This window comes from Demequina sediminicola, from assembly GCF_000975055.1.
GTDB classification, from domain to species: domain Bacteria; phylum Actinomycetota; class Actinomycetes; order Actinomycetales; family Demequinaceae; genus Demequina; species Demequina sediminicola.
The window spans coordinates 67,935-81,442 of record NZ_BBRB01000004.1; the positions used below are offsets into that span (position 1 = coordinate 67,935).

The 13,508-nt window shown below is 63.5% G+C and carries 7 protein-coding genes; 3 read left to right on the top strand and 4 right to left on the bottom strand.

The window, feature by feature from the left end:
• The first annotated feature begins 58 nt into the window (after window positions 1-58).
• The gene (locus AOP79_RS08840; protein ID WP_201774452.1) at window positions 59-2,293 is read left to right on the top strand and encodes a RecQ family ATP-dependent DNA helicase; all 2,235 of its coding nucleotides are present in this window, start codon (window positions 59-61) and stop codon (window positions 2,291-2,293) included.
• Here the strand turns inward: AOP79_RS08840 and hisD are convergent.
• Genes hisD through dnaE form a run of 3 tightly spaced genes read right to left on the bottom strand, consistent with a single transcriptional unit; the run spans window position 2,290 to window position 7,538 of the window.
• Complete coding sequence (gene hisD / locus AOP79_RS08845) at window positions 2,290-3,606, bottom strand: histidinol dehydrogenase (protein ID WP_062072710.1); 1,317 nt, start codon at window positions 3,604-3,606, stop codon at window positions 2,290-2,292. The genes AOP79_RS08840 and hisD overlap by 4 nt on opposite strands.
• Before the next feature lie 10 nt (window positions 3,607-3,616).
• Window positions 3,617-3,985: a DUF4260 domain-containing protein gene (locus AOP79_RS08850; protein WP_062072712.1), complete on the bottom strand. Its 369-nt coding sequence runs from the start codon at window positions 3,983-3,985 to the stop codon at window positions 3,617-3,619.
• 4 nt (window positions 3,986-3,989) lie between these two features.
• A complete protein-coding gene (gene dnaE / locus AOP79_RS08855; protein WP_152648085.1) occupies window positions 3,990-7,538 on the bottom strand; it encodes a DNA polymerase III subunit alpha in 3,549 nt (1,182 codons plus the stop codon).
• Window positions 7,539-7,752: 214 nt separating this feature from the next.
• Here dnaE and hrpA point away from each other — a divergent pair, with 214 nt between their 5' ends.
• Together hrpA and AOP79_RS08865 are read left to right on the top strand one after the other, a co-directional pair.
• On the top strand, window positions 7,753-12,048 hold the full coding sequence (hrpA, locus tag AOP79_RS08860) for an ATP-dependent RNA helicase HrpA (protein WP_082093505.1): 4,296 nt from the start codon (window positions 7,753-7,755) through the stop codon (window positions 12,046-12,048).
• Window positions 12,045-13,013: an alpha/beta hydrolase gene (locus AOP79_RS08865; RefSeq protein ID WP_062072716.1), complete on the top strand. Its 969-nt coding sequence runs from the start codon at window positions 12,045-12,047 to the stop codon at window positions 13,011-13,013. Before hrpA ends, AOP79_RS08865 begins: the two co-directional genes overlap by 4 nt.
• On the opposite strand, the gene AOP79_RS08870 is transcribed toward AOP79_RS08865, so the two are convergent.
• On the bottom strand, window positions 13,010-13,507 hold the full coding sequence (locus tag AOP79_RS08870; protein ID WP_062072718.1) for a GNAT family N-acetyltransferase: 498 nt from the start codon (window positions 13,505-13,507) through the stop codon (window positions 13,010-13,012). The genes AOP79_RS08865 and AOP79_RS08870 overlap by 4 nt on opposite strands.
• Window position 13,508 lies beyond the last annotated feature (1 nt).

A 13,508-nucleotide genomic window follows, 5' to 3' on the forward strand; every position in this document is an offset into this window, starting at 1 on the left:
CTGTCCGATGCCACTCTGCGGTCCTGCGATGTCGGTGGCGCGCCGTACGGTGGTGGCCATGCCCGAACCCTCAGCCTCACCTGAAGTTCCCCACAACGATGCACCGGCATCGGCCATGCTCAGCGATGCCTCCCTGCGCGCTGAGGGCGAGGGGGCTCTCAAGCGGCTCGTGGGGCGAGACGATGCGTCGCTGCGCGAGGACCAATGGCGCGCCATCGAGGCACTCGTCGCGCGGCATGCCCGCGCACTCGTGGTGCAGCGGACAGGGTGGGGTAAATCTGCGGTCTATTTCGTGGCGACTTCCCTGTTGAGGGCACGGGGCGCCGGGCCCACCATCATCGTCTCTCCCCTGCTCGCCCTCATGCGAGACCAGATCGCCGCAGCGGAGCGTGCCGGCGTCAAGGCCGCCACGGTCAACTCCACCAACATCACGGAATGGGATGAGATTCACGCCGCGATTCGGGCCGGGGACATTGACGTTCTCCTGTGCTCGCCTGAGCGATTGAACAACCCGCAGTTCCGCGATGAGGTGCTTCCCCAGCTCGCCGCTGACGCTGGACTCGTCGTCATTGACGAAGCACACTGCATCTCCGATTGGGGGCACGACTTCCGCCCCGACTACCGCCGCATCCGCACGCTCCTCACGGAACTCCCGACCGGGATTCCCGTCCTCGCCACCACCGCCACGGCCAACTCTCGCGTCACCGCCGACGTGGCCGAACAGTTGGGGCTTTCAGGTCACGACGGAGTGGCGCGCGAGAAGGTTCTCGTACTCCGAGGTGAACTCGACCGGGAATCACTCCACATGGCCGTGGTGCCGCTGCCTGATCCCGCGACGCGCGTGGCCTGGCTCACGCACGCACTGCCCCAGATGGACGGTTCAGGCATCATCTATTGCCTCACTGTGTCTGCTGCGGAAGAGGTCGCATCTCAACTCCGTACCGCTGGCCTCGAAGTCGCCGCCTACACCGGGCGCACCGACTCGGCAGAGCGGGAAAACCTTGAGGACGACCTCAAGAACAACCGGGTAAAAGCACTCGTCGCAACATCGGCACTCGGCATGGGATTCGACAAGCCCGACCTCGCCTTCGTCATCCACCTCGGCGCCCCGTCATCCCCCATCGCCTACTACCAACAGGTTGGCCGCGCGGGGCGTGGTGTCGACCAAGCCGTTGCGGTTCTCCTCCCGGGTCGCGAGGACCAGGCCATCTGGGACTGGTTCGGAGCCCAGTCGTTCCCCGCGGAGGACCAGGTGCGCACGACGCTCGACGCGCTCGATTCCGTCAAGCCGATGTCCGTCGTAGCTTTGGAAACACAGGTGGACTTACGACGTGGCCGGCTCGAAGCGATGCTCAAGGTCCTCGACGTCGACGGCGCCGTGACACGTGTCAAAGGCGGGTGGGTCACCACCGGTCAGGACTGGATCTATGACCAAGAGCGATATGCGCGGGTCGCTGCTGCCCGTGAGGCCGAGCAACGCACCATGCTCGACTATGAGGCACTCACGACTTGCCGCATGGAGTTCTTGCGGCGAGTCCTCGACGATCCCGAACTCGCTGAAGGATGGGCCTGCGGACGCTGCGACATCTGCGGGGGCGTCGACCTCCCCGACCCGCCTGACGCGGCAGCAATTGAGACCGCACGCGCCGACATGGACCGTGTAGGGGTGGAGATCACTGCGCGGAGGCAATGGCCCAGCGGTCTCGACCGCATCGGCATTGAGTTGCGCGGGCGTATTCCCTCCGGTGAGCAGGCACGTCCCGGTCGCGCTGTAGCCCGGCTCGATGGATTGGGCTGGTCCGGGGCGCTACGTGATTTGCTCGAAACCCGTGACGAGGACGGCAACTACATCGACGGCGAGACGCCGATCCCTTTACGCGGTGCCGCGACCCGGGTCCTCGACGAATGGGACGACCTGTGGACCGGTGCGGGACTCACCCGCAGCCGCTCGATTGAAGCGGTGGTGGGGGTCAAGTCCACGACCAGGCCCCAGCTGATGGAACACCTCGCGCCCGGTCTCGCCCGATACCTTGAGATTCCATTCGCGGGGTGGATCGCTCCCGCGGCTGGACTCGACGAACCTGGACGCCACGATCTCAACTCGGCGCAGCGACTGGCCATCGTGGCACGGCGACTCACGCTCGAAGCCTCCACCCAAGCATCACTTGGCGGGCGTTCAGTGTTGCTCGTCGATGACTACACCGACTCAGGATGGACGCTCACCGTGGCGGCACGCCTGCTACGCCAGGCGGGAGCACCCGAGGTCTACCCGTTTGCGCTGGGAGTGCGTTAGACGTCCGTCCCCCGGCGAGTGCGAGCCTGAATCGCTTCCCCGTGCGCAGGGAGGTTCTCGGCATTCGCCAAAGCCACCACCTTGTCCCCTACCTCAGCCAGAGCATCGGCGCTGTAAGTGATGTACTGGATGGCCTTCAGGAAACTCGTGGAGTTCAAGCCGCTCGCGAAGCGAGCCGTGCCGCCTGTAGGCAGGACGTGGTTCGAGCCCGCGAGGTAGTCGCCCAGGGGCACCGGACTGTACTGACCAATGAAGATTGCCCCTGCGCTCGTGATCCGCGCCGCCACGGCGTCAGCATCACGGGTGTGGATCTCCAAGTGCTCGGCACCATACGCATCAGCGACAGCCACCGACTGGTCGATGCCTGACGTCAAAATCACAGCGCTCTGACGTCCCGACAGAGCTTCCTTGGTGCGCGCCAAGTGCTTGGTCGAGTCCATCCGTCGCAGCAACGCCGTCTCGACACGCTCGGCAAGGTCTTCATCGTCGGTGATCAAGACGGAACCAGCCATGGGGTCGTGCTCCGCCTGACTCAGCAGGTCTGCTGCAACGTACTCGGCATCGGCGGTGATGTCAGCGATGATCGCAATCTCTGTAGGACCGGCCTCAGCATCAATACCCACCACACCGTTGACAGCGCGCTTGGCGGCCGCGACATACACGTTGCCAGGCCCGGTGATGATGTCGACCGGATCGCACAAGTCATCGACGCCGTACGCCAACATTGCGATGGACTGAGCACCACCGGCCGCATAGACCTCAGTAATCCCGAGGAGCGCGCACGCGGCAAGAATCGTCGGGTGCGGGAGACCACCGAACTCCCTTTGAGGGGGCGTCGTCACCGCGATTTCTGGGACACCTGCCGCCTGAGCTGCCACCACATTCATGACCACAGAGCTGGGGTACACGGCCAATCCGCCAGGCACATAGAGGCCCACACGGTTCACCGGCACCCACCGCTGAGCGAGTTTGGCGCCAGGCGCCACTTCTATCTCTGTCGCAGGAGGAACCGTGGCCTCGTGGAAGGTGCGCACGCGCGTGATCGCCTCGCGTAGGGCATCCAACACGGCTTCATCTTGCGTAGCCAGTGCAGCCTCAATCGCTTCATGCGGAACGCGCACGTGATCGAGTTCAACGCCGTCGAACTTCAGCGCATACTCGCGCAGTGCCTCAACACCGCGCTCACGCACGGCAACGAGGATCGGCTCAACGACCTTGAGCGCTTCAGACACGTCGACATCGCCACGAGGGACGATACTTCGCAGTTCGCGGGCGCTCAGGTCACGGTCACGAAGATCGATTTGGCTCAACACACTCGCGAGTCTAGTGGCGCTTGTTGCCTATCCACCCCAGGTGCGTGTGCTGGAAGTCATCGTCATGCTTGAGGCCGTAGCCGAGCGCACGGTCTATCGCGATGTGAAAGGCCCATGCCAACGCAGTGACCATCAACCAGTCGGCGCCCACCACGGCAAACGCGCCCGCGGCAACGACCGGGCCAACATACGAGTGGCCAGCGTTGTAGCACCACGCACCCACCTTGGGCCCAGCGAGATACCCCACGGCAGAGAGATCGAACACCAGGAACAGTGCCAGCAGCCACCACCACGCGTAGCCGAACCCAACCACCGTGAACACGACAACCGCGAGCGCGATCGCAATGGACTCGACACGTTGCCACGTCACAGGGGTCATGACATCACTGCGCTGACGAGGCTAGGCAACTCGGACCGAAGGCAGCCTTCAAGTCCCCGTAGAGCGCACTTGTGCGGGAGACACGGAACTCATCACCGAGGCGCATTGTGATGGGCTCACCGGAACCAGTCAGCACCATGCGTACTTCAATATTTCCGGGATTCGCGGCCAAAATCGCCTTCAGCTCCTCCACCAGGGCGGGGTTGACGCGAGTCGCCGGCAAAGTAATGACAAGTGGAGACGTGTCTTGCACCTGCAAGTTGGGGATGCGTACCTCAACCGCAGAAAACTGCAATCCTCCGTCACCACGCTCACGTGCGCGGACCTTGATTGCTAGGACCGCATCGTCTGTCAGATCACGGGCGTAGGTCTCGTAGGTCTTGCCGAAGAAGGAAATCTCCGTCTCACCGGACAGATCTTCGAGAGTCACGATGGCGTACGCGTTGCCTGACTTCGCGACGCGCCGGTCCACTCGCGTCACCAACCCGGCGAACGACACTTGGCTACCGTCACTCACGCCTGCAGCTGGTGTCGCATTCAGGATTTGGTGCGATGCCTCGGAACGAATGATGTGGTCGAGCCCCGACAGCGGGTGGTCTGAGACGTACAAGCCGAGCATGTCGCGCTCGAGGTTAAGCTTGGTCTTCTTGTCCCACTCATCGAGTTCGGGGACAGTGACCGTCACTCCCCCACCCAAATCGTCATCGCCACCGAAGAGGTCGAACTGGCCGGTGGCCTCTTGGCGCTTCACACCTACAACAGAGTCGATGGCTTGCTCGTGCACGGCATTCAACGACCGACGCGAATGGCCGAGCGAGTCGAACGCACCAGCCTTGATGAGTGAATCGATGGTCCGCTTATTGCACACCTGTGCCGGGACCTTGTCCAGGAAGTCTTGGAACGACGTGAAGGCACCCTTCTCGGTGCGTGCCTTCACGATCCCTTCCACCACGTTGGTACCGACGTTGCGCACCGCAGAGAGACCAAAGCGCACGTCGCTGCCAACGGCGGAGAAGAAAGCAATTGACTCATTCACATCGGGCGGCAGCACCGTGATGCCCATGCGGCGGCACTCCGCGAGGTACAGCGCAGACTTATCTTTGTCAGTGCCCACTGAGGTCAGCAGCGCCGCCATGAACTCAGTTGGATAGTGAGCCTTCAGGTACGCCGTCCAGAAAGACAGCACTCCATAGGCCGCGGTGTGCGCCTTATTGAACGCGTAGTCCGCGAACGGAAGCATCGTGTCCCAGAGCGCCTTAATGGCCTCGTCGGAGTAACCGTTCGCCTTCATGCCTGCGCTGAAGGGCTCGAACTCCTTGTCGAGGATCTCCTTCTTCTTCTTACCCATCGCGCGACGCAGCAAGTCTGCGGCACCCAGCGTGTAGCCCGCGACAATCTGCGCAATGCGCTGCACCTGCTCTTGGTACACGATCAGTCCGTGGGTAATGCCCAACACTTCCTTGAGCGGTTCATCGAGCTCAGGGTGAATCGGCTCGACCTTTTGGCGACCGTTCTTTCGCTCGGCGTACGCGGTGTGCGAGTTCATGCCCATCGGACCGGGGCGGTACAGCGCTAGAACTGCGGAAATGTCCTCAAAGTTGTCAGGCTGCATCTGCCGCAGCAGCTGACGCATGGCGACACCATCCAACTGGAACACACCAAGCGTGTCTCCGCGACCGAGGAGCTTGAATGTCTCCTCATCGGCGAGCTCCAAATCCTCCAGTACCAACGGCTCTTTGCCGTTGTGCTCGATGTTGTAGAGCGCATCGTCCAGAATCGTGAGGTTACGCAACCCCAGGAAGTCCATCTTGACCAGACCCAGGCCCTCGCAGGTCGGGTAGTCAAACTGCGTAATGACGGCGCCGTCTTGCTCACGACGCATGATCGGAATGATGTCGATCAGCGGATCCGACGACATGATCACACCAGCAGCGTGCACGCCCCACTGGCGCTTCAGACCCTCGAGACCCTGCGCGAGCTCAAGGACCTCGCTCGCATCGGGATCCGTGGCAAGGTGCGCTCGGAAGTCCGCACCCTCGCTGTAACGCGGGTGACTCTCGTCGAACAACCCAGACAGCGGCATATCGCGGCCCTGCTGCGGCTCCGGGTAAAGCTTGGTGAGCTGCTCGCCTACCGCATAGGGCTTACCCAGGACGCGCGCGGAGTCCTTGAGCGCCTGCTTGGCCTTAATGGTGCCGTAGGTCGCGATCATGGCGACCTTCTCTTCGCCGTACTTGTCCGACACGTAGCGAATAACCTCGGAGCGCCGGCGCTCATCGAAGTCGATATCGAAGTCAGGCTTGGATTCGCGCTCGGGGTTCAGGAAGCGCTCGAAGTAGAGCTGGTGAACCAGTGGGTCGATGTCCGTGATCTTCATCGCGTAGGCGGCCATCGAACCAGCACCGGAACCACGACCCGGGCCCACACGGATGCCCTGTTCCTTGGCCCATTTGATGAAGTCGGCAACGACCAGGAAGTACCCCGGGTACCCCTTGCCCGCAATGACGTCGATCTCAAGGTTGGCGCGTTCCTGCACTTCACCCGGGATGGTCTCACCGAAGCGTTCGTGGAGCCCGCGCTGCACTTCTTTGACGAACCAGGAGCGCTCGTCCTCGCCGGGCGGGACGTCGTACACCGGCATGTAGTCCGCTTTGGTGTCGAACTCCACTTCGCAGCGTTCTGCGATCTCGAGCGTCGAGTCGCACGCTTCCGGAAGTTCCTTCCACAGTTCGCGCATCTCGGCGGCGGACTTGATGTAGTAGCCATCGCCGTTGAACGCGAAGCGCTTGCCACCCTCGTCGTAGGTGGGCTCATTGAGGTTGGAGCCCGACTGCACGCACAGCAGCGCTTCGTGCGCGACGGAGTCGCCCTTCTTCACGTAGTGGGAGTCATTGGTCGCGACGAGTGGCGCGCCGATCTGGTGTGCCAGACGCAGCAGGTCCTCGCGGACACGCTTCTCAAGGTGCAGATCGTGGTCCATGAGCTCGACATAGAAGTTCTCGGCACCAAAGATGTCTTGGAACTCCCCTGCGGCTCGCAGGGCCTCGTCGTATTGCCCCAGGCGCAGGCGGGTCTGCACCTCGCCTGACGGGCATCCTGTGGTGGCAATGATGCCGTCGGAGAACCGCTGCAGGAGGTCGCGGTCCATACGTGGCTTGTGAAAGTGCCCTTCTAGCGATGCGTAGGACGACATCCGGAACAGGTTGTGCATTCCGGAGGTGTTCTGCGCCCACATCGTCATGTGGGTGTAGGCACCATTGGCGGAGACGTCGTCTTTGCCTTGGGTGCGATCGCCCCATTTGACGCGAGTCTTGTCCTGACGGGCTGTGCCCGGGGTCAGATACGCCTCGACTCCGATGATGGGCTTCACGCCATGCTGTTGGCCCTTGGACCAGAAGTCGTAGGCACCAAAGATGTACCCGTGGTCCGTGGTGGCGATGGCCGTTTGGCCCAGTTCCTTGGCGTGGGTGAACAGATCGTCCAGACGCGCTGCTCCATCCAGCATCGAGTATTCGGTATGAACATGGAGGTGCACAAAATCGCTGCTGGGCATGGCCTCGATTGTAGGGCCGCCCACGGACATCCCGCCCCGTCCCGGCCACACTACGAACCAGAATCAGCCCAACACGCCGCACAAGCACGGCCGATGCTGGCCCGGCATCGGCGTGTTGCCGCCACCTTTGGTTCGCACTGCGATGGGGGCGCCTGGAATCGACGCGGGAGGCGTGTTCGAACTGGCGTTGAGGGAGACCTGAGACAATGGCGCCGTGAGCTCTTCCCCCTCCCGCAAGCGCCGTTCCGGCTCGAAGGGCACCCGCGATCCGCACCGGAGCGTCAGCACCCGCGAACTGGAAGCGGCCGCGAGCGCCAGGCGTGCCGTCACCGTGCCTGCGATCACGTACCCGCCGCAGCTGCCGGTGTCGGCGAGCAGGGACGACATTGCCTCCGCGATCCGCGATCACCAGGTGGTCATTGTCGCGGGTGAGACGGGCTCCGGTAAGACGACCCAGTTGCCCAAGATCTGCCTGGAGTTGGGGCGCGGGCGTGACGGGCAGATTGGGCACACTCAGCCGCGCCGGATCGCTGCACGCTCGGTCGCGGACCGGATTGCGGAGGAGCTCGGCACCACGCTGGGTGACATTGTGGGCTATCAAGTCCGGTTCACCGATGAGTCGTCAGACCGCACTCTCGTCCGGGTGATGACTGACGGCATTTTGTTGGCTCAGATTCAACGTGACCCTGATCTGCGCGCCTACGACACCTTGATCATCGACGAGGCCCACGAGCGCAGCCTCAACATCGACTTCCTACTCGGATACCTCACCAACCTGCTTCCGCGCCGTCCAGACCTCAAGGTCATCATCACGTCCGCAACCATTGACTCGACACGCTTCGCGCGTCACTTTGCCCCCGGCGGCCCACTGTCGGCCCTAGTGGACGAAGTCGACAGCGATCACGGCATCGCCACAGAGACAGCCGATGCTGACACGGCTCCCGTGGTGGAGGTCACGGGCCGCACGTATCCCGTTGAGATTCGTTACCGTCCGCTCGCCGGTGAGTCCCGAGGCGATGAGGTTGATCAGGTCACGGGCATTGTTGATGCCTGCGATGAGTTGATGGCCGAGGGCAGCGGCGACATCCTCGTGTTCCTCGCGGGCGAGCGCGATATCCGCGATGCCGCGGACGCCCTTGAGGGCCACCTGGGGCCACGCGCACGTGACCCGAAACACCCGCAGGCCGTCGACATCGTCCCGCTGTTCAGCCGCCTCAGTGCCGCCGAGCAGCACCGCGTCTTTGAGTCCCACTCGACCCGACGCATCGTCCTGGCGACGAATGTGGCCGAGACTTCACTGACGGTTCCGGGAATCCACTACGTTGTCGACCCGGGCTTGGCTCGCATCTCGCGTTATTCGAAGGCGACCAAGGTTCAGCGACTGCCGATTGAGCCCATCTCACGGGCGAGCGCCAATCAGCGCTCTGGCCGCGCGGGACGCCTCGCGGACGGTATTGCTATCCGGCTCTACGGCGAGGACGACTTCGAGGGGCGCCCGGCTTTTACCGAGCCTGAGATTCTGCGCACCTCCTTGGCCTCGGTGTTGTTGCAGATGATTTCTGTGGGCGTAGTGTCCTCCCCCGACGATGTCGCGGCCTTCCCGTTCGTGGAGCCTCCGGACACGCGATCCATTCGGGACGGTGTTCAACTCCTCACCGAACTCGGCGCGATTGAGACCACACAGGGCCGCACGCGTCTGACCAAGACCGGCCGCACGCTGTCGCGTCTACCGATGGACCCGCGCGCGGCCCGCATGGTGGTCGAAGGAGCCCGTCATGGCGTCGCCTACGAGGTAGCGGTCATTGCCGCTGCGCTGAGCATTCAGGATCCGCGCGAGCGACCTAGCGAGCACCGCGAAGCAGCAGACACTCTTCACCGCCGTTTCGCAGACCCCACCTCTGACCTGCTGAGTTACCTGAACCTGTGGGAGCACCTCAAGGCTCGTCGCGATGAACTCTCTGGAAACGCGTTCCGCCGCGAGGTGAAAGGCGAGTTCCTCAATTATTTGCGCATCCGCGAGTGGCAGGACGTGGTGTCACAGATACGGCAGACGGCGAAGCCCCTGGGCATCACCTGGGAACGCAAAAAGGCCAAACCAGCCGATGCCGACGCACCCGACAACGCGGCCTCGCCCTCCACCGGCAAGGGTGGGGACGGGCGAGCCTCGTCGCATACGTCGGTGAGGTACGTCTGGAACGAAGAAGCGATTCACCGCTCCGTGTTGGCCGGCCTGCTCAGTCAGATCGGCATGCAGGTCACCCATGAGCCCAAGGTCTCCGACTTCACCCATCTGCGTGGAGGCGCACGCGATGCTGCCATGCGCCGTGCCAAAAAAGCTGGCCGCAACGAGTACCTCGGGTCTCGCGGGGCACGCTTTGCCATCTTCCCGGGGTCTCCCCTGTCCAAGAAGCCGCCAGGTTTTGTCATGGCAGCAGAACTTGTCGAGACGTCCCGGCTGTGGGCTCGGGACGTTGCCGCCATCAAACCCGAGTGGGCAGAGGAACTCGCCGGAGATCTTGCCAAGAAGACCTACTCAGAACCCGTCTGGTCAGCGAAACGAGGCGCCGCCGTCGCCACGGAGAAGGTACTGCTCCACGGTGTCCCCATCGTCACGGACCGCACCGTGCTGTGGGGCAAGACTGAGCCCGCCGAGGCCCGCGAGCTCTTTATTCGCCACGCACTGGTTCAAGGCGAGTGGCGCACCCATCATCATTTCTGGCGCGACAACCAAAGTGTCCTTGCCCAGGCCGAGGAACTGGAAGCGCGCACACGGTCCCGAGGTCTGATAGTCGACGAAGACACGCTGTTCGACTTTTATGACGAACGGCTCCCTGACTCGATCATCTCCCAACGGCACTTTGACCGCTGGTGGAAGGACGAACGGAGACGCCGCAAGGACCTGCTGACTTTCTCGATGGCCGATGTTGCCCCCGAACATGAGCAAGTCGACACGTCAGCGTTTCCTGACCGTTGGCCTCAGGGCGATCTTTCGCTGCAGCTCACCTACCAGTTTGAACCGGGCACGGCCGCTGACGGCGTGACGGTACATATTCCTGTCGAGGTCCTTGCGCGCGTGGTGCCTGACGGTTTCGACTGGCTCGTCCCCGGCATGGCCAATGACCTCGCTACCGGAACTATCCGAGCGCTCCCCAAGCCCGTGCGTCGGCTCTTGGTCCCCGCACCCGACACGGCACGCGACGTGGTCGAGTGGCTCGAGCGAGAGACTCCTGCCTGGGACGACCGCGCTCGCGCCGGTGACATGGCGGAGTCCTATGCCAGTGCCTTCACGCGGGCGGTGCGCGCACTCCGCGACGTCGAGATTCCACCCGAGGCTTGGGATGAGGCAGCGTCCCGACTCGCTCCCCACCTAGCCGTCACCTTCCGCGTTGAGGACGGCTCGGAAGCGGTCGGCGAATCCACCTCGTTGATTGCGCTCCAGCGCCGCTTGGCGCCCCAGGCGCAGGCCGCCGTTGCCGCAGCCGTCGGCACTCCCGCAGGCGTGCCAGGACGGCGAGAGAAGAAGCAAGACGCCTCCACATCGGGGTCCGGTGCGCGATCATCGAGCGCCGATGCGCGTGCGGCCTCCGCAGGCGCTTCACGAACCGTCGCGGCGGGAATTGAGCAACCCGGTCTCGACTCCTGGCCTACCGTTGCAGGCGCATCGGGCGATGCGCTCCCCCGCGAAGTCTCCGTAGAGGTGGCCGGAGCGACGGTGCGTGGCTACCCCGCGCTGGTGGATGAAGGCGAAGACGGTGTGGCCCTCCGCGTCCTGGCACACGCAGAGGCCGTCGAGACCACCCACCGCGACGGCGTACGCGCCTTGCTCCTCACAGAGTTGGCTCTCCCCACCAAGCGCGTCACCACCAAGTGGGCGCCGCAAGTTGCCATGAACCTCGGCTCCTCCCCGTACCCGTCGACCGACGCACTCGTCACAGATCTCCATCGAGCCGCGATCCTGCGCCTCACAACTGGAGAGCACGATGTCTCGCACGTGACAACGCGCGCCGACTACGACGCTGTACGCACCCGCGTGGCGAGCCACCTTGAGGAAGAAATCCACGCGGTTGCCGCAGTCGTATCCGACATCCTCGCCGCTCACCGCGACCTCGAGGTAGCGATCTCCCGAACCTCATCATTTGCTCTGCTCGCGACTGCAACGGACCTACGTGACACCACAGCCACGCTTGTCCACGCTGGGTTCGTCTCCTCAACCCCGCCCACATGGTTGCCTCACGTCGAACGATTCCTGCGAGCGGGCATCGTCCGTCTCGACAAAGCGGCCAGTGACCCGCACCGAGATTCCGTGCTCGCCGGACAAGTCCGCGACGTCTCACATGCCGTCTCACAGGCGCGTGCGGCTTACACCAGCGGCCGCCCCGACCCAGACCGCGATGCGCACCTGGAGCGCGCGCAATGGCTCGTGGAGGAACTGCGGGTGTCGCTGTTCGCCCAACAGTTGGGTACCAGCGAGCCTGTGAGCGCCAAACGCATCCTCAAGGAGCTCTCGTGAGCACTGCACCACCGGCGCGCACATGGGACGACATCACGGCTGCCGTCGTAGCGACACTGGGACTGCTCCTGGTGGCCGCGATCACCGCATCCACCTGGGACGCGCTCGTTCACGCGCACCCGCTCTATCCGGTGCTCCTAGTCGTCACCGTGCTGGTGTGTGTCTGGGTGTTGTGGCGTTCACTCGCGCGGCCGCGTGAGCGCAGTCGGGGACGCACTATCTGGCGCGTCGTCTGCATCATCCTTGGTGCAGCGTGGCTCGCGCTGATGCTGTGGCTCGTCCCCATGGGACCGGAAGAACCCGCAGTGTCCGCGATGGACTCCGGCAATGGAGTCACCGTGACCGAGACTGCGACCTCTATCACTCTCACGCCTGACGGCGAGGCCGAGGCCACAGGCCTGTTCTTCCAGCCGGGTGCGCTCGTCGATGCCCGGGCCTACGCAGCAATAGTGAGACCCGTCGCAGAAGTGGGCTACCAGGTAGTGATCCCCAAGCAGCCCGCAGGCATCGCGTTTCTTTCCGTCGGAGCCTTCGAGAGCGCGGTCGACAGCAATCCCACCGTCGACGAATGGATTGTCGGGGGCCACTCGCTGGGCGGTGTGGTGGCCGCAATCGAGGCGGATGCCAACGACCACGGATCCGAGGCTGAAGGCGGCAGCGCGAATGTCGCAGGGCTGCTCTTCTACGGCTCCTACCCTGCAGACAACATCAATTCCACGCTCACTGCCGAGGTCCTCTCGATCTCTGGCACCGAGGACGGACTCTCAACGCCGGCCAAGGTCGAAGCCTCACGAGAACTGCTCCCCGCCGACGCCACGTTCATCGTGATCGAGGGAGCCAGTCACGCCTACTTCGGCGACTACGGCGTGCAATCAGGTGACGGAACCCCGACCATCTCCCACGACGAAGCACGGCAGCAAATCTCTGAAGCCACCGTCGACTTCGTTAACGCGCTCGCCCGTTAAGCGGTGACGTCCTTAAACGCGTCGCGATGCCAAATGCCCTCATCCAAGTAGGGCTCACCGTAGACCGTGTACCCCAACCGCTCATAGAACGGAATGGCCTGATGCTGGGCAGACAGTTCCAGTCGAACCGTTCCGCCACTGCTGTGACGTTCAAGCGCCTCAGCTTCGATGCGTTCCATCAGCAAACGGCCGACGCCGGTCCCCCGTGCAGCAACACTCACGGCAAGCCTGCCGACATGCGGGTTCGCGGGATTCATAGCACCGTGGCCCGTTCCCACACCGTGCGCGTCGTCAGAATGCGGCGCAAGGAGCCGCCCCGCAGCCACAACTGCACCGTCATCGCCATACGCAACCAGGTGGACAGTGCGCGGATCGTCATCGAGAGCATCGCGCTCCCCCTCAGGACTGACGCCCTGCTCGTCAACGAAGACTGCGAACCGCACGGTCATCGCGTCTTCAAGCTGAGCAGCAGACTCGACGAGATCAATCCTCACG